This is a genomic window from Massilia aquatica, assembly GCF_011682045.1.
GTDB lineage: Bacteria > Pseudomonadota > Gammaproteobacteria > Burkholderiales > Burkholderiaceae_D > Telluria_A > Telluria_A aquatica.
The window spans coordinates 118,283-136,994 of the sequence record NZ_VVIW01000005.1; the positions used below are offsets into that span (position 1 = coordinate 118,283).

General features: G+C 62.8%; 13 protein-coding genes. 5 read left to right on the plus strand and 8 right to left on the minus strand.

Annotation, left to right across the window (positions count from 1 at the left end; all coding sequences use genetic code 11):
- Nucleotides 1–23: 23 nt before the first annotated feature.
- Both F1609_RS11275 and F1609_RS11280 read right to left on the minus strand, forming a co-directional pair.
- Nucleotides 24–296 carry a type II toxin-antitoxin system YafO family toxin gene (locus F1609_RS11275; protein ID WP_167076533.1) on the minus strand — a complete coding sequence of 91 codons (273 nt, stop codon included), beginning with the start codon at nucleotides 294–296 and terminating at the stop codon, nucleotides 24–26.
- Nucleotides 297–299: 3 nt separating this feature from the next.
- Complete coding sequence (locus F1609_RS11280) at nucleotides 300–551, minus strand: hypothetical protein (protein ID WP_167076534.1); 252 nt, start codon at nucleotides 549–551, stop codon at nucleotides 300–302.
- 419 nt (nucleotides 552–970) lie between these two features.
- On the opposite strand from F1609_RS11280, the gene ahpC reads away from it, so the two are divergent.
- Both ahpC and ahpF read left to right on the plus strand, forming a co-directional pair.
- Entirely contained in the window at nucleotides 971–1,534 is a 564-nt protein-coding gene (gene ahpC, locus F1609_RS11285) for an alkyl hydroperoxide reductase subunit C (RefSeq protein WP_166871285.1), read from the plus strand.
- A 120-nt stretch (nucleotides 1,535–1,654) separates the two neighbouring features.
- Complete coding sequence (gene ahpF, locus F1609_RS11290) at nucleotides 1,655–3,256, plus strand: alkyl hydroperoxide reductase subunit F (RefSeq protein WP_167076535.1); 1,602 nt, start codon at nucleotides 1,655–1,657, stop codon at nucleotides 3,254–3,256.
- 65 nt (nucleotides 3,257–3,321) lie between these two features.
- Here the strand turns inward: ahpF and F1609_RS11295 are convergent, their stop codons facing one another.
- The 6 genes from F1609_RS11295 to F1609_RS11320 form a co-directional block, all read right to left on the minus strand.
- Nucleotides 3,322–4,752, minus strand: coding sequence for an aldehyde dehydrogenase family protein (locus tag F1609_RS11295; protein WP_167076536.1), 1,431 nt, complete (start codon nucleotides 4,750–4,752; stop codon nucleotides 3,322–3,324).
- A gap of 335 nt (nucleotides 4,753–5,087) precedes the next feature.
- Nucleotides 5,088–8,228 carry an alpha-1,6-glucosidase domain-containing protein gene (locus F1609_RS11300; protein ID WP_167076537.1) on the minus strand — a complete coding sequence of 1,047 codons (3,141 nt, stop codon included), beginning with the start codon at nucleotides 8,226–8,228 and terminating at the stop codon, nucleotides 5,088–5,090.
- Nucleotides 8,229–8,506: 278 nt separating this feature from the next.
- Nucleotides 8,507–9,439, minus strand: a complete 933-nt coding sequence (locus F1609_RS11305) for a phosphatidate cytidylyltransferase (RefSeq protein ID WP_167076538.1) — start codon at nucleotides 9,437–9,439, stop codon at nucleotides 8,507–8,509.
- A 10-nt stretch (nucleotides 9,440–9,449) separates the two neighbouring features.
- The gene (locus F1609_RS11310; protein WP_370661618.1) at nucleotides 9,450–10,061 is read right to left on the minus strand and encodes a lysophospholipid acyltransferase family protein; all 612 of its coding nucleotides are present in this window, start codon (nucleotides 10,059–10,061) and stop codon (nucleotides 9,450–9,452) included.
- Between the two features lie 428 nt (nucleotides 10,062–10,489).
- Nucleotides 10,490–13,060, minus strand: coding sequence for a cyanophycin synthetase (gene cphA, locus F1609_RS11315; protein WP_167076539.1), 2,571 nt, complete (start codon nucleotides 13,058–13,060; stop codon nucleotides 10,490–10,492).
- 108 nt (nucleotides 13,061–13,168) lie between these two features.
- A complete protein-coding gene (locus F1609_RS11320) occupies nucleotides 13,169–15,355 on the minus strand; it encodes a cyanophycin synthetase (protein WP_167076540.1) in 2,187 nt (728 codons plus the stop codon).
- Nucleotides 15,356–15,644: 289 nt separating this feature from the next.
- On the opposite strand from F1609_RS11320, the gene F1609_RS11325 reads away from it, so the two are divergent.
- The 3 genes from F1609_RS11325 to F1609_RS11335 are packed head-to-tail and all read left to right on the plus strand — an operon-like array spanning nucleotide 15,645 to nucleotide 18,700.
- Nucleotides 15,645–17,894, plus strand: coding sequence for a cyanophycin metabolism-associated ABC transporter (locus tag F1609_RS11325; RefSeq protein WP_167076746.1), 2,250 nt, complete (start codon nucleotides 15,645–15,647; stop codon nucleotides 17,892–17,894).
- On the plus strand, nucleotides 17,894–18,376 hold the full coding sequence (locus F1609_RS11330; protein WP_370661619.1) for a cyanophycin metabolism-associated DUF1854 family protein: 483 nt from the start codon (nucleotides 17,894–17,896) through the stop codon (nucleotides 18,374–18,376). The genes F1609_RS11325 and F1609_RS11330 overlap by 1 nt, the downstream gene beginning before the upstream one ends.
- Before the next feature lie 21 nt (nucleotides 18,377–18,397).
- On the plus strand, nucleotides 18,398–18,700 hold the full coding sequence (locus F1609_RS11335; protein WP_167076542.1) for a YciI-like protein: 303 nt from the start codon (nucleotides 18,398–18,400) through the stop codon (nucleotides 18,698–18,700).
- Nucleotides 18,701–18,712: the final 12 nt, after the last annotated feature.

Sequence of the window (18,712 nt, forward strand, 5' to 3'; positions counted from 1 at the left end):
CTCTGGCCGCGCTCAGCGGGAGGCTACTTGTGAAGATCAGACTTTGGACCAAATGTACAAAAATCGGAAGCCGCGAGCTCGTAGCCAGCGAGCTTTGTCCTTCGCTGCTTCCAAATTTCATGAGCGCCCGGGTCATCCAATATGTCGATAATCAAATAGCCATGCCTCGGGTCGCTTGCATAGAGTACATAGCGGTCGCTCGATCTATGTCGTCTCTTGTGCTTGTTCTCGAAGTCCGCCAGCCATTCCAGAAGTTCAGAGTAGGTTTGAGCAAGCACAAAGAAGGCATCGCTCATTGCTCAGGGTTTCTTTAACAGCCGTTCTGACCTGCTGATCACGGCCTCGGCGGTGAAAAGATCCTTGTTCTCTCGGAGCGCTTGCAATGCAGCTTTGCGCGCATCCGGGCTGCGGCGCTTGGTTTGCGTATTGGCAGCCCCAGCAATATTCGCGTTTTTCGACTTATCGATACGCGTACTGCGATTGCTCTGCTTCTTTTCGCTATTCAACGAAGGGTCCGGCAAATTTGTCTGAACACCAAGTTTCGCAGCCATGAGATCTTCCTGTAACAGTGTTAGTCGGAAATCATCTGCATTGACCGTTAGCAGAAGGTTAAGATCGCTATCCTCCTGGTCATCGCCTCGTGCGGTGAAACGGAACACACGCACGCTTACCAAGCCACGTCCCAAGCCGAGGGCGCGAAGTTATTCCCGGTAAAGTGAGAGGGCCCGGTATGATTTCATCCGTCGATACTATCATGCCTGGGCAGGTGCGCCCAGCCAAGCGCGCCCTCAACCACGGGGAAAACCGTCACTTTCGCCGTCGCGCCAATCCAAGCCAAACAAAATTCCCAATGACCCTCATTAATACAAACAATGAGGTGCTCCGGCCATCTTGTCGTATCATAGAAACCAATGAGAGCTTCTCATTCGATAGTTTTTCTTAACCCACAAAACCACGCACGAGGATATCCATGTCGCTGATCAATACGCAAGTTCCAGAGTTCAAAACCCAAGCCTTCCACAACGGCAAATTCGTCGAAGTCTCGAACGAGTCGATGAAGGGCAAGTGGTCGGTCGTGATTTTCATGCCTGCCGCGTTCACTTTCAACTGCCCTACCGAAGTCGAAGATGCAGCACAGAACTACGCTGAATTCCAGAAAGCCAACGCGGAAGTGTATATCGTCACCACCGACACCCACTTCTCGCACAAAGTCTGGCACGAAACTTCGCCGGCCGTCGGCCAGGCCCAGTTCCCGCTGGTGGGCGATCCAACCCACAAGCTGACCCGCGCATTCGGCGTGCACATCGAAGAAGAAGGCCTGGCGCTGCGCGGCACCTTCATCATCAATCCGGAAGGCGTCATCAAGACCCTGGAAATCCATGACAACGCCATCGCCCGCGACGTCAAGGAAACCCTGCGCAAGCTCAAGGCTGCCCAGTTCGTCGCCGCCAACCCAGGCCAGGTTTGCCCGGCCAAGTGGAACGAGGGCGCGAAAACCCTGACCCCGTCGCTGGACCTGGTCGGCAAGATCTAAGTCCTCATGCACTAGCAACACCCCGGGGAGGGCGCGGCGCCTTGCGCTGCCCTCCCTGCACCGGGAACCAGCCCGACGGTTCCCGGTCTTAATTCAAGGCACTTTCTTACGGATATCAACATGCTTGACGCCACCTTAAAAAACCAGTTGCAAGGCTATTTGCAAAACCTGCGCGCGCCGATTCGTCTGATCGCTACGCTCGACGACAGCGACAAAAGTGCCGAACTGCGTGAACTGCTGGCCGAGATCAGCAGCTTGTCCGATAAAGTCAGTGTTGACGAGTCGGGCACCGATAGCCGCAAGCCCTCATTCTTGATCGCCCGCGAAGGCGAAACCCACGGCGTGCGCTTCGCCGCCATTCCGCTCGGCCATGAATTCACCTCGCTGGTGCTGGCCCTGTTGTGGACCGGCGGCCATCCGCCCAAAGTGGAACCCGACGTCATCGATGCCATCAAGGCGCTCGACGAATCGATGGATTTTGAAGTCTATATGTCCCTGTCCTGCCATAATTGCCCCGACGTGGTGCAGGCAGCGACCCTGATGGCGGTGTTCAATCCGAAGATCCGTACCGTGATCATCGACGGCGGCATGTACCCGGCCGAAGTCGAGGCGCGCCAGGTGATGGCAGTGCCGATGGTCTTCAAGAACGACACCATGTTTACCTCCGGTCATATGACCGTGGAAGAACTCGTCGCCAAGCTGGACGTGAATTCGGCCGACCGCGAAGCGAAGAAACTCAATCAAAAGTCCGCCTACGACATGCTGATCGTCGGCGGCGGCCCGGCGGGCGCGGCAGCGGCGGTGTACGCGGCGCGCAAAGGCATCCGTGTCGGCGTGGCGGCGGAGCGCTTCGGCGGCCAGGTCAACGACACCATGGCCATCGAGAACTATATTTCAGTGCTGGAAACCGACGGCCCCAAATTCGCCGCCGCCCTCGAGGCGCAGGTGCGCCATTACGACGTCGATATCATGAACCTGCAGCGGGCCGAGCGTATCGTTCCCGCCGCCACGCCGGGCGGTCTGGTCGAAGTGCACATGGAAAACGGCGGCGTGCTCAAGGCGCGCAGCGTGATCGTCTCGACCGGCGCGCGCTGGAGGAACGTGAATGTCCCTGGCGAAGCCGAGTACAAGAACAAGGGCGTGGCGTATTGTCCGCATTGCGACGGCCCATTGTTCAAAGGCAAGCGCGTGGCCGTGATTGGCGGCGGTAACTCGGGCGTGGAAGCGGCGATCGACCTGGCCGGCATTGTCCAGCACGTCACCCTGGTCGAGTTTGCCGATGCGCTGAAAGCCGACGCGGTACTGGTCAACAAGCTCAAGAGCCTGTCGAACGTGACCATCCACGTCAATGCGCAAACCACCGAGATTACCGGTGACGGCCAGAAAGTCAATGGTCTCGGCTACAAGGACCGCGCCAGCGGCGCCGAGCATCACGTGGCGCTGGAAGGCGTGTTCGTGCAGATCGGCCTGGTGCCGAATACCGAATTCCTGAAAGGGACATTGGAGCTGAGTAAGTACGGCGAGATTGTGATCGATGCCAAGTGCCACACCAGCCTGCCTGGCGTGTTCGCCGCCGGCGACGTGACCACGGTGCCGTACAAGCAGATCGTGGTCGCAGCCGGCGAAGGATCGAAAGCAGCGCTGTCCGCCTTCGATTACCTGATTCGCCAGCCAGTGGTCACTGATGTTGCCCAGCAAGAGGAAGTGGCGGAAGCTGCCTGATTCCGGGCTTGCTTCGCTGTTTCGCAAAAACGCCCGGCATCGACCGGGCGTTGTTGTTTGCCTGCTTACACGCCGCAGTAGGCCGTCTTCACTGTCGTAAAGAACTCGGCCGCGTGGGTGCCCTGTTCGCGCGAGCCGTAGCTCGACCCTTTGCGCCCGCCAAACGGCACGTGGTAGTCGACGCCCGCAGTCGGCACGTTGACCATCACCATGCCCGCTTCGGCGTGGCGCTTGAAGTGGGTCGCATACTTGAGCGAGGTGGTGACGATGCCGCTGGCCAGACCAAACTCGGTATCGTTGGCCATCGCCAATGCGTGCTCGTAGCTGTCGGCCGGAATGACCATGCCCACCGGGCCGAAGATTTCTTCGCGGCTGATGCGCATGTCGTTGCTGCATTCGGTAAACAGGGTGGGGCGCAGGAAAAAGCCCGGCGTGGCGCACTCGATGCGGTCGCCCCCAAACGCCAGGGTGGCGCCTTCCTCGCGGCCGATGCCGATGTATTCCATATCCTGGTCGAGCTGGCTCTGGTCGACCACCGGGCCGATGTCGATGCCGGCGCCGAGCGCGTCGCCAACGGTCAGGGCGGCCAGCTTTTCTTTCATGGCGGCCACAAAAGCCGGGTAGATGCCTTTTTCGACGATCAGGCGGCTCGACGCCGTGCAGCGCTGGCCGGTCGAGAAGAACGAACCCTGCACCGCGCAGTTCACCGCAGTGGCGAGGTCGGCGTCGTTGAGCACGATCAGCGGATTCTTGCCGCCCATCTCGATCTGCACTTTGGCCATGCGTCCGATGGCGGCCGATGCCACCTTGGCGCCGGTCGCGGCCGAGCCGGTGAAGCTGATCGCGTTGACGCGGCGGTCATGCAGGAAGGCCTGGCCGACCACGCTGCCGCGCCCCATCACCAGGTTGAACACGCCCGGCGGCAGGCCGGCGCGGCTGATGATTTCGGTCAAGGCCCAGACGCTGGCCGGCACCAGTTCGGCCGGCTTGATCAGCACGCAGTTGCCGTAGGCCAGCGCGGGGGCGATTTTCCAGGATGGGATGGCGATCGGGAAATTCCACGGCGCGATGATGCCGACCACGCCGACCGGCTCGCGCGTGACTTCCACGTCGAGATTGGGGCGCACGGACGGCAGCTTGTCGCCGCGCAGGCGCAGGCATTCCTGGGCGAAGAATTTGAAGATGGCGCCGGCGCGGGCGACTTCGCCGATGCCTTCGGGACGGGTCTTGCCTTCTTCGCGCGAGAGCAGGGTGCCGAGCTCTTCTTTGCGGGCCAGGATTTCGCTGCCGATCTTGTCGAGCGCGTCGGCGCGCACCTGGATGTTGGACAACGCCCAGCCAGGAGCTGCGGCAGCGGCGGCGGCAATCGCCAGCTCGGTCTGCTGCGCGTCGGCCTGGGCGTAGTGGCCGATGATGTCGTTCGTGTTCGATGGGTTGATGTTGGCGGACGACGAAGCGCCGTCGACCCAGGCGCCGTTGATATAGTTCTGTTTCATGGAAGCTTTCTACGTGGCTCGCAAGGGCTCGCGATGCGTGTTTATGAAAAAACAAGAGCTTACCATCGCGGGGGGAATGCTGCCGCAGGCAGGGCGCAGATCAGGGGCTGTTGTGCCGATTGCGGCGCTTGCCGCTCCTTGAAGTAACTGGCGGTAGGCGCCACTTCGGTGGCGAAACGCAGCTTGGGTGTGGCATCGTGGCGCGTGCCCGGCTTGGTGCTGATGGCCGCGGTTGCGCTCGCCGTTACCCATGAAGCGGCCGACGTTCTCGGCGCCGGTGGACGCCGTTGTCGATCGGGAACGTGCAAAACCGGGGTCTGTCCCCGGTTTTGCAACTACTCGTCGTTCTGCCAGAACGGACCGTTTTCCACGAACACCACGGTGGTGCGTGGCGGGATGCTGAAGGTACCGCTGGCGCGCTCGTAGGTCGCGGTCCTGGCCAGCGGCTCGCTGTCCGACTGGCGCTGCACCTTGTGCAGCGCCAGCTTGCGCCCTTTCAGTTCACCGATCGCGATGGTTTTCGCGACCTTGTCGACATTGAAGAAGGTCACCACGCTGCCGTATTTCGCCCCCGGATAACGCTTGCCATCGATGCTCATCGCGATCAAGCCAGCGATCTGCTGCGGCCCCGTGTTGTGGAACCTGAGCCGCTCGCGCACATCGTTCGCGCTGCGCAGTCGGAACAGGGAGGTGTCCTTGCGCATCGCCAGCAGGTCGATGAAATAATCGCGCGCCGACACGATCGCCGCCGGATCGGGCTTGATCAGCGCATTGGCCAGGATCGGCGACATGAATTCCCAGTTCGCCTTGTTCACACCCGCCATCGGCAAGCCAACCCCGAAGTTATTCGACTGGTATAAAAAATCGAGGCGGTTGAACCAGTCGCCGGCGTTGTAGCTGTCGCGGTCGAGCGACTTCGAACGCAGGATCTCCTGGCCCGCGTGGAAGAAGGGCACGCCCTGCGACAGCATATTGATCGCCGCACCCAGGTTCTGCACGCGCACGCGGTCGGCCAGGCTGGTCGACTGTGGCAGCTTGAACGCGTTCAGGTCGAACAGGGTCTGGTTATCGTGCGCTTCGACGTAGTTGATGGTCTCCGCCGGACTGGCCGCAAACCCCGCCTTCTGCCCAGCGTAATCGACATCCGCATTCTTGCGCAGCACGCCCGCGCGGTCGATAAAGCTGTAGTCGCGCAGGGTGCCCGACAAGCCCACCTTGATCAAGTCGCCCAGGCGCAGCAAGTCGTCCCTGGTTTGGGTGCTGGCCGCATTCGGGTCGGTAAAGGCGCCGTTGATGAAGCCCTGCTGGCTGATCAGCTCAAGCCCGCCATCGCAGCAGCCGCCGCCGCGCACGGCGTCGCGCAAGCGGTCGTTGAACGAGCCGACGCCGATGCCGAACATATTCGCCTGGCGCGCCTGCACGAAGCGCGCGTCGTTGCCGATCGTGCCGAAGTTCCAGGCTTCGCCGTACAGGTAAATCTCGCGCCCGGCGGCGCGGTCCACCTTGGTTTTCAGGTCGGTGATGACCGACAGCGGCGCCATGCCCATGATGTCGAAGCGGAAGCTGTCGACCTTGTAGCCGGTGGCCCAGGTGACGACCGAGTCGGTCATCAGCTTGGCCATCATCGCGTTTTCGGCGGCGGTGTCGGCGCAGCAGCTGTCGTTGAGGATCGCGCCGCTCGCGTTGAGCCGGTAGTAGTAGGTCGGCACGATCTTGTCGAGTACCGACAGCGGGCCTTGCTGCGAGTCGCTAGTGTGGTTGTAGACCACGTCCATCGTCACGCGCAAGCCTTGTTCGTGCAGCGACTTGACCATGGCGCGGAACTCGCGCACGCGCACCGCGCCGTCGTTGGCGTCGGTGGCAAAGCCGCCATCGGGCGCGCTGTAGTGGACCGGATCGTAGCCCCAGTTGAAGCAGTCGCTGTCGCTGGCGGCGGCAACTGCCGCCTGCTGGCTCTCCGCGTTGGCGGCGGCATTGGCAATGACTGGCGTGGTGCAGCCGGTTTCATTCACGCTGGCGATGTCGAAACTGGGCAGCAGGTGGATGTGGCTCATGCCGGCGCGCTGCAATGCGCGCAAGTGGCGCATGCCGTTCGAATGCACATCGGTGAAAGCGAGGAATTTGCCGCGATGCGGCGCCGGTACGGTGAGGTCGCTGGCGCTGAAATCGCGCACCTGCAGCTCATACAGCGAGATGTCGGTCGGATGATCGAGGCGTGGAATCGCGTGTTCATCCCAGCCGGCCGGTTTGAGCACCGCGCTGTCGAGATTGGCGACAAAGCTGCGCTGGCCGTTGGCGTTCAGGCTCAATGAATACGGATCGGTGACCACGTTGCTGACCACCGTGTTGTTGGCCCAGCGCGACAGCACGTTGACCGTGTAGGTGTAATAGGCGCGGTTGGTCCAGGCGGCGTTGGGGGCGGTGTAATGCCATACGCCGCTGCTGGCGTCGCGCGTCATCGGCACGCTGCTGGCATTGGTGGTCGTCGCGTCCGGGTACACATTGAGCGCGACCGACTTGGCCGTTGGCGCCCATACGCGAAAGGTAGGCACGCCGGCGCGGTTGAAGGTCGCGCCCAGCGCGCTGCTGGCGGCGGTCGGGGCGAACAGCGCGTCGAGCAGGCCGCTCGTTTGCAGAGACGTGACCTGTACCAGCTTGCCCGCCGCATCGAACTGCGCGATTGCGAACTGGCCGCTGATTTTAGCGGGCAGGCCGGCCAGGTCGGCGCTGGACAGCGTCAACGCGGTGGCATTCGCCAGGTGCGGATATTTCGCTTGCAGGGCTGGCGGCAGGGCACCAGCGACGCGCAGGTCGATGCTGCCATCGGCGCCGGTGACGCCATCGGGCGCGGAGCCCATGCCGCCATTGGCCGCGTAAAACAGCTTGTAGCTGACAGCAAGCGGTGTGCCCGGCCAGGCCACGGTATCGCGTGAGAGCCAGTGCGCGGCGGCGTTGGCCAGATTGCCGAAGCTGATCGCCGGGGCGCTGGTGTAGACCTTGCAGTCGCCTTCGAGCAGCCAGACTTCCTGGCCGCGGGTGGCGATGTCCGCCGCAAAATCGCCGGCCTGGTCGCTCGCGCAGTTCTTGTTGCCGCTGCCGTCGGTGAGCAGGAAGTCGATTTTGGTTTTGGTGGCGTCGACAGGAATGTCGACATAGCCGCCATAGCTGTCGCTGGCCGCCAGCATGAACCGGTCCTTGATCCATTCCACGCTCGGCTTCGCGGGGCCCGACCACGAATACACGCCCCACTGCGCTTCGTCGCGCTGGGCCCGGCGGTAGTGGATGCGGATGGTGCCGGGCGCCACGGCCGCAATCGAGACCGAAGCGCGCCGCACCGATTCCGACATCGTCGTCGGTGCCTGCGGGGCGCTGTCGGGAGCATTGGAACCGCCGCAGGCGGCCAGCAGGCTGGCGCACAGGCTCGTGATGAGCAAGCGTGCGTGGGTGAATGAAGTAATACTACTAAGAGAATGCATGTGCAACTCCTGAAGAGGGAGGGATGTGCAGCGGCGCCCTTGTCCTTGATGCGTCGTTTTTGTGACCCCGCTGGCGGTCGGCATAAAGCCTATGTAATATTACTACACATTGTTTCGGAAGTTGTACGGAAATCAATTGGAAGCAGCCTGCCAGCGGAGCGGCGGAGGGGGCGGGAGAGAAAGGCGAACGCCGTCCTGCGCCGGTGAAGGCGCGGACGGGCGGAGCAAGCGGAGAAGGAAAAGCGGGTGCGGCGTAGTTGCACTACGCCCCCGTCAGATCAAGGCAGGGCCCAGATCCAGCGCACGATGTGGAAGAAGATCGGGGCGGCGAAACCGAGCGAATCGAGGCGGTCCATGTAGCCGCCGTGGCCGGCGATGCCGGTGCCCCAGTCCTTGGCCCCGAGCGAGCGCTTCACGCCCGACATGACCAGGCCGCCCATGACGCCGCCGATGACGATCAGCGCGGCCATGCCGGCCGCCTGCAAGGGCGTAAATGGCGTCACAAAAGCCAGCAACGCGCCGATGCCCATGGTCGCCAGGCCACCGCCGAGCAAGCCTTCCCAAGTTTTGTTGGGGCTCAGTTTGGGCACCATCTTGTGCTTGCCGAAGAGTTTGCCGAAGATGTACTGCAGCACATCGCTGATCTGCACGATGAACACGAAGAAGAACAGCAACTGGGCGTTGTGACCCTGGAAGCTCGGGATGTCGAGCATCAGCAGCGCCGGCGCGTGGCTCACGCCGTACACGCAGAACATCACCGCGAACAGGATGCGCGCGTTGCGCGACAAAAAATCATCGGTATCCTGGCTGATCGCGCTGGCGGCCGAGATGAGGAAGAAGATATACACCGGGATCATGATCGCGAACAGGCCGTACCACTGGGTCCACAGCAGCCAGTACTGGGCCGGCAGGGCGATGAAAAAGGCGATGAACAGCGGCCAGTAGTCGCTCTTGCGGGTTGGGGTAAGGGTGAGGAATTCGCGCAGCGCCATCAGCGAGGCGAAGCCGAACACTACGATCGTCACATAGCGGCCCAGCACCAGCGCCGAAAACAGCACGCCCGCCATGATCCACCAGGCGTTGATGCGGGCATTGAGGTTGACGATGGTCGGATTGCCGGGATTCCGGAGCCGCAGCACGAAGCCGATGCTCGAGGCGAGGACCAGGATCGCCAGCAGGATCTGGCCGGTCAGCATGAATAGGGGAGTCATCGGGGTCTTCTTAGAAAGTATCGGCCAGATCGCAAACGGCCTGGTGCATGCGGACGATGAAGGTTTCCTTGTCTTCGCCGCGGTCGTTGTAGAGCGGCGCGCCGAAGTGCGAGCGGCACAGCAGCGGGAGCGGAAACGGCGCGCCCTTGGGCAGCGCGCGGTGCAGGTTTTGCTGGTACACCGGGATCAGGGCCAGGGTAGGGCGGTCTTTGCTCAAGTGGTACAGGCCGGACTTGAACTCGCCCGGCAGGGTGGTATCCCTGCGTGTGCCCTCGGGGAAGACGATCAGTGAATCATGCTGGTCGAGTGCGTCTTTCAGCGGCAGCAGCGCGTCCGCGCCGCCTTTTTCTCGATCGACCAGCACCACATTGAGCAGTGTGTGCGCGATGTAGCGGCGCATGGCGGTCTTGTTCCAGTAATCGGCGCCGGCGACGGGCCGGGTGCGGTCGCGCATGGCCGGAGGAATGGCGGCCAGCAGACCGGTGGTATCGAGGTGGCTGGTGTGATTGGCGAAAAACACGCAGGGATGGACGGGCGGCACATCGTAAAAGGCGGCGCCGCCGACGACCAGGCGCTGCAGGCCGAGCAAGATATCGCGCTGCATGCGGAAAAAGGGGTTCACTGTGTGGCTTTCTGTTCGGTACAAACCGGCCAAGTGTAAATGTTATTTAACTGTCTATCAACATTATTATTTTTGCTTGTGCAACTTTTCCCACAACCGGGGTCTGACCTATGATTCGTAACTAATTGCAAGAAAGCATCAAAATCCACAACCGGGGTCAGAGCTTTAATCTGCAATTAATTGCAATTTCATGTACAGAGAACGGCCGGAATGCGCGCTGATGATTCCGCTTTTCTGGTCGATGTTGGGCAGCTACAGAGGGATAGCGTCCCTTGAGGTAGTGCGCGGGACTATGCGGAAATATAGGGTAGGAAATAGTTTCGAATTAAAGCTCTGACCCCGGTTGTAGGAGGCCGGAGCTTTATCTGGGGGTTTGTCTGACCTCTGACGGGCAATGTTTCGAATCAGAGGTCAGGCCCCGGTGGGGCTCAGCCTTCGGCGATGCGGCCGGCGATGTGGGCCAGGGCTTCATCGACCTGGTCGATCAGGATGAGGCACAGGTCGCCTTCGCCCAGGCGCGCCAGCGCGGTGTCGATGGCGATGAACTCGCCGTTGATTTCGTCCACGTGGGTGGTGCGTTTGGCGCCGGTCAGGCCCTGGCGCAGCAAAGCGACGACTTCGCCGTCGGCGCGCCCACGCTGGCATTGGTCCTGGTACAGCAGCACGTCATCGAACGCCGCGCCGAGAATCTCGGTCTGCTGGCGGATGTCTTCGTCGCGCCGGTCGCCGGCGCCGCTGATGACCACCGAGCGCCGCTTGGCGGGCATGCTTTCGACCGCGCCCACCAGGGCCAGGATGGCGTCGGGATTGTGGCCGTAGTCGGCAATCACGGTCGCGCCACGGTAGTTGAAGACGTTGAAGCGCCCCGGCGCGTTGTCGCTCTCGTTGGCGAACGAGGCGAGCCCGGTGCGGATGTCGTCCCAGCTGGTGCCGACCGCCCATGCCGCCGCCACCGAGGCCATCACGTTATCGACCTGGAAGCCAATGCTGCCGCCGCGCGTGATCGGCACCTCGGCCAGCGCGATGCGGTGTTCGATCTTGCCCTGTGCCGCGACCAGCGTGGCGCCGTCCACATACACCACGCGCTGGCCCTGGGCGCGGTGGGTCGACATGACCGGGTGCCCGCAATCGGCGGTGAAGAAGGTGACGCTGCCGCGGCAGTTGTTGGCCATGCCCACCACCGCCGGGTCGTTCGCGTTCAATACCGCCACGCCGCTGTCGGCGACGTTCTGCACGATCACGCGCTTGAGCACCGCCAGGTCTTCGACCGTGGTGATGTAGTTCAGGCCCAGGTGGTCGCCTGCGCCGATGTTGGTGACCACGGCCACCTGGCAGCGGTCGAAGGCCAGGCCTTCGCGCAGCAGGCCGCCGCGCGCGGTCTCAAAAACGGCGGCGTCGACATCCGGATGGAGCAGCACGTTGCGCGCGCTGCGCGGGCCGCTGCAGTCGCCGCTGTCGATGCGCCGGCCTTCTATATACACGCCGTCGGTGTTGGTCATGCCGGTGCGCAGGCCGCCCGCCGTGAGCAGGTGGGCGATCAGGCGTACCGTGGTGGTCTTGCCGTTGGTGCCGGTCACCGCGACCACCGGAATGCGGCCGTCGTCGCCGTCGGCGAACATCGATGAGATGATCGCTTCGCCGACCGGGCGGCCTTTGCCGAACGAGGGCGAGAGGTGCATGCGCAAGCCAGGTGCGGCATTGACTTCGACGATGCCGCCGTTCTGTTCTTCGATCGGTTTGAGCACGCTGTCGCACACCAGGTCGACGCCGCAGATGTCCAGGCCCACCATGTGGGCGGCGGCGATGGCGCGCGCTGCCACTTCGGGATGGACGTCGTCGGTGACGTCGCTGGCCGCGCCGCCGGTCGAGAGGTTGGCGTTATTGCGCAGGATGACGCGCTGGCCCTTGGCGGCAACCGATTCGGCCACCAGGCCTTGCTTGGCCAGGCTGGCCAGGGCGATGTCGTCGAAGCGGATCTTGGTCAGCGAGGTCGCATGGCCATTGCCGCGGCGGGGGTCGAGGTTGACCTGTTCGACCAGTTCGCGCACGCTGTGCTTGCCGTCGCCGACCACGATCGGCGGGTCGCGCCGCGCGGCGGCAATGAGTTTGTTGCCGATGACGAGCAGGCGGAAGTCGTGGCCGGGCAGGTAGCGTTCGACCAGGATATCGTCGCGGAACTCGGCGGCGGCGTGGTAGCCGGCCACCAGTTGGTCGCGCGTGGTGACGTTGACGGTCACGCCCTTGCCCTGGTTGCCGTCTTTCGGCTTGATGACGACCGGCAGGCCGATCTCCAAAGCGGCAGCCCAGGCGTCGTCCGGGTCGGCGGCCACGCGGCCGAGCGGCACCGGCACGCCGGCCGCGTGCAGCAGTTTCTTGGTCAGTTCTTTATCTTGCGCGATCGATTCGGCAATCGCGCCGGTGCTGTCGATTTCGGCGGCCTGGATCTTGCGCTGGCGGCTACCCCAGCCGAACATGACCAGGCTGCCGTCGGTCAGGCGCCGGAACGGGATGTTGCGCGCCACCGCGGCTTGCACGATGGCGCCGGTGCTGGGGCCGAGGCGCACGTCCTCGTCCAGGTCGCGCAGTTGCAGCAAGGCGGCGCCAAGGTCGAACGGGGTGTCGCCGGCGGCGGCGGCGCACAGTTGCGCGGCCAGGTCCATGGCCAGGCGGCCGACCGCTTCTTCGGAATACTCGACCACGACCTGGAAGATGCCTGCTTCGGGCGTGGCGGTGGTGCGGCTGAAGGTGATGGGGCAGCCGGCTTGCGCCTGCAGGCCGAGCGCCGCCAGTTCCAGCACCTGGGCCATGGCGATGCGGTCGTGGTGGCCGAGTGTTTGCAGCTCGCTCATTTCGGGGAAGCGCGCGCGCAGGCGTTCTTCGAAGCCGGGCAGGGCGCCAACATCCTGTTCGGCACTGGTGCAGGCGACGATCGCTTCGATCGAGGTGTGGTGGCTCCAGAGGTTGGGACCACGCAGGGCCCGTACGCGAGATACTTCCATAAACCGTTCATCCTAAGTGTTGCGCTGGTGCGCCGCTGCGCCTTCGGGGCGTCGACACTGCCGGCATCCCGGCCAGGTGGCCGGGCGCTGCGTTGTTAAAGTTGCCTGTTAAAGTTTGGCTTTGGTGGCTTTGCCCGCTGCCGTGTCGAAGGTGCGCAGGCCGGCGCCGATCAGGGCCACCGGAACATCGAGCGCCCACGCCGCCGCCACCGCCGCCAGCACCGTTTCGGGATACTTCGCCGTGCCCGGTTTGAGCGTGGACATCGACAGCAGCACCGTTTCAAGCGCGCCGTCGCCGAGTACTACCTCCAGGCCGCGCATGAACACCGCGCGCTGGCCGGCGGCGCGGTGCGCCACGATGACCGGCAGTTCCGGGTCGACCGCGTAGAAGATCACGCTGCCGTCGCACAGGCCAGCCAGTTCCGCCACGCGCGCATCGGCGCCGTTGAGGACCGCCGCGCCGTGCGGCAAAATCACGTCGACCTGGCTGCGGATCACGTTGGCCATGCCGTCGGCATCAATAATGTGGAAGTCGGCCAGCGCTTCCTGGCCATCCATGTCGGTCACCACGCCAACCGTGCATTTGTCGTAGGCCAGGCCTTCGGACAGGATCATCTGCGCATTGCTCTCGAAAACAGCCGCTTCGACGGTGCGGTTGATCAGCAGGCGCTGGCCGGCCTCGAAGGTCATGGCGTTCTCGCCCGAAACCTGGCGCTGGTCGAGGAACAGGCCCTGGCCGCTGACCACGCCGGTGTGCTTGCCGGTCAGGCTGACCAGGCAGCCGATCAGGCGCGCAATCAGGCTGGTGCCCCTGGTGCCGGTCACGCCGATGATGGGAATGCGTCCGCTGTCGCCTTCGGCGAACAGGTGCTCGATGATGGCCGTGCCGACCGGACGCGCCGCGCCCTGGCCGGGTTTCAGGTGGGCCAAGAGGCCCGGGCTGGCGTTGACTTCGATGATGGCGCCGCGCTGCTCGTCGAGCGGGCGGGTGATGTCTTCGGCCACCAGGTCGATGCCGGCGATGTCCAGGCCGACGATGCGCGCGGCCAGTGCGGCGGCGTGCGCGATCGATGGGTGCACCAGGTCGGTGACGTCGATGGCGACGTTGCCGTTCGGCTGGATCAGCACCTTCTGGCCGGCCAGCGGCACCGAGTGCGCGCTCATGCCCTGGCGTTCGAGTTCGAGGATGATTTCGCCCGAGACGTCGGGCTTGACCGGGTTCAGTGGCGCGTCTTCGCCTTCGCCGCGGCGCGGGTCGGTGTTGATCTGGCTGTTGACCAGGGCGACGATGTCGCCCACGCCGTCGCCGGTGACCCAGAGCGACTCGCCCCTGGCCGCGGCGACCATGCGCGTGCCGACCACCAGCAGGCGGTGTTCGTCGCCGGGAATGAAGCGCTCGACGATCACGCTGGCGCTGTCGCCTTTGCGCGCGGCCAGGTGGTAGGCTTTTTCGACGTCGGCCTGGGTCATCAGGTTGAGCGAGACGCCGCGTCCGTGGTTGCCGTCGTAGGGCTTGACGACCACCGGCACGCCGATGTCCTGCGCTTCTTCCCATGCTGCTTCCGCGCTGCGTACCAGGCTGCCCTCGGGCACCGGCACGCCGCACGATTGCAGCAGGGTCTTGGTCAGGTCCTTGTCGCTGGCGATGCTCTCGGCAATGGCGCTGGTGCGGTCGGTTTCGGCGGTCCAGATGCGGCGCTGGGCGGCGCCGTGGCCAAGCTGCACCAGGTTGCCGTCGGTGAGGCGAATGAAGGGGATCTTGCGTTCGGTGGCCGCTTCGACGATGTGCGCGGTGCTGGGACCTAAGCAGTGGCGGTCGACGATGTCTTTCAGTGTGGCGACGGCGGCATCCAGGTCGAACGGCGTGTCGTCGATGGCCGCCATGAGCAGCGCGCGGCCGGCGTCGAGCGCGGCCAGGCCGACTTGTTCCTGGCGCGTGCGGAAGGCCATCTTGTAGACGCCGGCGACGCCGGTCGAGCGGGTCTTGCCGAAACCGGTGCGCATGCCTGCCAGGTTTTGCAGTTCAAGAACGACATGTTCGAGGATGTGGCCGGACCAGGTGCCTTCGCGCAGGCGCTCCAGGAAGCCGCCGCGCTCGCCCACGCCGCAGCGGTGTTCGACCAGACCCGGCAGCCAGGCGGTCAGGCGCTCGTACAGGCCGGGCAGCAGGTTCGACGGAAACTCTTCCAGTTCGCCAATATCCAGCCACGCCTCGATCACCGGGCGATAGGTCCAGATGTTGGGTCCGCGCAGGTGGCTGACCCGCAGCACACTGATTTCTTTCTTCTTTGTCATGTCGTTATTTCTTGATAACAGGCTTGGCGTTGTTCACGCCCTAAGACCTCGTGAGGCTTTTCGAAGCGCATCATGTTGTATACTTGCTAGAGACGAAGCTTACCGTGCTGAACCGATTTCTGCCAGTCTGGATTCCCGAACGCGTCGCGCGGGCCTGCTCCGCAGCATGCCGGTCCGGCGTCCCAGGGAGCCCTGCTGCTGGCGCCCACGTTGAACAATTTCCGCCCGTAAATTCGTGGCCCAGAGCCGGAACCGCACTACGATGACAATCAATCCATCTGTTTCTCCTATGACGACGGGCACCGGCCCGCTTTCCCTGCCCGAACACTGGCAGGCTGACGTCGCTAAAAATCTTGCACCAGGGGAAAACGTTTTAAGTGGCGTCGAGGTTGACCTCGATGCCAAATTGCATTTCAAAAAAGGCCTGGTGGTGGTCACCAGTCGCCGTTTGCTGGCGCGCGCGCCGGGTGAAAGCGCGTGGCGCGAGTGGGCTTACCGTCCCGGACTGTCGCTCACGCACCACGATCACGCCGGTGTCGGCCATCTGCAATTGTTGGACGAACAAGGTTTATTGACCTCCTGGCGCTTCACCCTGGGGCAGAACCTGCACGCGATCCGCGTGCTCGACCATTTCAGCGAGCAGCGCGACAGTTTCCTGAGCGGCTTGCCGGTGCAGTCGGCCGAGCAGGATGTGTGCCCGAGCTGCAAGGCGCCTTTGGCCCCGGGCCAGGATGAATGTCCGATCTGCACCAAGGTGCTGTACACGCCGCCGTCCACCTGGACCCTGTTCCGCCTGTGGCGCTTTGCCAAGCCGTACAGCGGGCAGCTCGGGCTCGGCTTCTTCCTGATGCTGGCCAGTACCGCGGCGCATATGATACCGCCGTATCTGACCATGCCGCTGATGGATAACGTGTTGATACCGTTCCAGAACGGGCAGCCGGTCGACCAGCAACTGGTGTGGATGTACATGGCCGGCCTGTTCGGCTCGGCCGTGCTGGCCTGGCTGCTGGGCTGGGGCAAGACCTACGTGCTGGCGCTGGTGTCGGAACGCATGGGCGCCGACCTGCGCTCGGCCACCTACGAACATTTGATGAAGCTGTCGCTGGAGTATTTCGGCGGCAAGCGCACCGGCGATCTGATGTCGCGCATCGGCAGCGGCAGTGACCGCATCTGCGTGTTTTTATCCTTGCACCTGCTCGATTTCGCGTCGGACGTGCTGATGATTATCATGACCGGGGTGATCCTGTGTTCGATCAATCCGATGCTGGCCGTGATTACCCTGGTGCCGCTGCCGTTTATCGCGTGGATGATTCACATCGTGCGCGACCGCCTGCGCACCGGCTTCGAGAAAATCGACCGGGTCTGGGGCGAAGTGACGAATGTGCTGGCCGATACCATTCCCGGCGTGCGCGTGGTGAAAGCCTTCGCCCAGGAACAGCGCGAAGCGACCCGTTTCCGCGATGCGAACAAACATAACCTGGCTGTCAACGATAAATTGAACCGGGTCTGGTCGCTGTTTTCGCCGACCGTGTCGTTCCTGACCGAGCTCGGTTTGCTGGTGGTGTGGGTATTCGGCATCTGGCTGGTATCGAACAAGAACATCACGGTCGGTGTGCTGACCTTGTTCATTACCTACAGCAGCCGGTTTTATGGCCGCCTCGATTCGATGAGCCGCATTGTGTCGGTGACGCAGAAGTCGGCATCGGCCGCCAAGCGCATTTTCGATATTCTCGATCATGTATCGAGCGTTCCGGAGCCGGCCAATCCGGTCAAGCTCGACAAGATCGAAGGGCGCATCGATTTGCGCGAAGTCGGTTTCCGTTACGGCAACCGGGCGGTCAATCGCGGTATTACGCTCAATATCAAGGCGGGTGAATTCGTCGGCCTGGTGGGGCATAGCGGATCGGGCAAGAGCACCCTGGTCAATCTGATCTGCCGTTTTTATGATGTGTCGGAAGGCGCGATTTTGCTCGATGGCGTCGATATCCGCTCGTTCGCCGTGTCGGATTACCGCAAGAATATCGGGCTGGTGCTGCAGGAGCCGTTTTTGTTCTTCGGCACCATCGCCGAAAATATCGCCTACGGCAAGCCGCATGCGACGCGCGAAGAAATCATTTCCTCGGCGCGCGCGGCGCATGCGCACGAATTCATTTTGCGCCTGCCGCAGGGATACGATTCGATGGTGGGCGAGCGCGGGCAGGGCTTGTCGGGCGGCGAACGCCAGCGCATTTCGATTGCGCGCGCCTTGCTGATCGACCCGCGCATCCTGATCATGGATGAAGCGACTTCGTCGGTCGATTCGGAAACCGAAAAAGAAATCCAGAAAGCGCTCGATAACCTGGTGCAGGGCCGCACCACGATCGCCATTGCGCACCGTTTGTCGACCTTGCACCGGGCCGACCGCCTGGTGGTGCTGGACCGCGGGGTGGTCATGGAAGAGGGTAGCCACGACGAATTGATGGCGCGTGAAGGCGCGTATTTCCGGCTGTACGAAGCGCAGGCGCGCAACGTCGATACGGATATGGACGACAGGGAGTAATGATGGCAGCAGCAGCGAGCTCGGTATTTACATTAAGCCGCGACAGTTTCGGCAAATTGACGTTGACGGCACAAGACGGCGAAGTCCATGTGGGCGTGTCGCCGGTGCGGGCATTCCCGATCCAGGCGCCGGACCAGGGTATTTCGATGGTGCTTTCGAATGGCAAGGAAGTCGGCTGGATCGACAGTCTGGCGGCACTGCCAGCGGCAATCCGCGAATTGGTGCAAGATGATCTCGATGGGCGCGAATTCATGCCGGTGATTCACCATATTGTCAGTGTCAGCAGTTTTGCCACGCCGTGCACATGGGAAGTGAAGACCGACCGGGGCGATACCGCGTTTACGCTCAAGGGCGAAGAAGATATCCGCCGGATTGGCGATGCGTCGCTGCTGGTGGCCGATAATCACGGCATCCAGTTTCTGATCCGGGATATGTTCACCATCGACAAGCACAGCCGGAAGATTCTCGACCGGTTTTTATGATGGCGTTTTGACGGAGATTGCATGCACTATTTGTTATGTTACGACCTGGCCCCGGATTATCTTGAAACACGCGGAAAATACCGCAACGAACACCTGAAACTGGCGTGGGAAGCGCAGGAACGCGGCGAACTGATCATGGGCGGCGCGTTTTCCGATCCGGCCGATATGTCGGTGCTGTTCTTCCAGAGCGAGTCGCCGGCGGTCATTGAGGCGTTCGTCAAAGCCGATCCGTACATGATCCACGGCGTGGTGACCGGGTATACAATCCGGCAGTGGAATACAGTGGTTGGCACGGATGCTTTTACACCGCTGCGGCCTGAGTAACCTCCGTCGTTC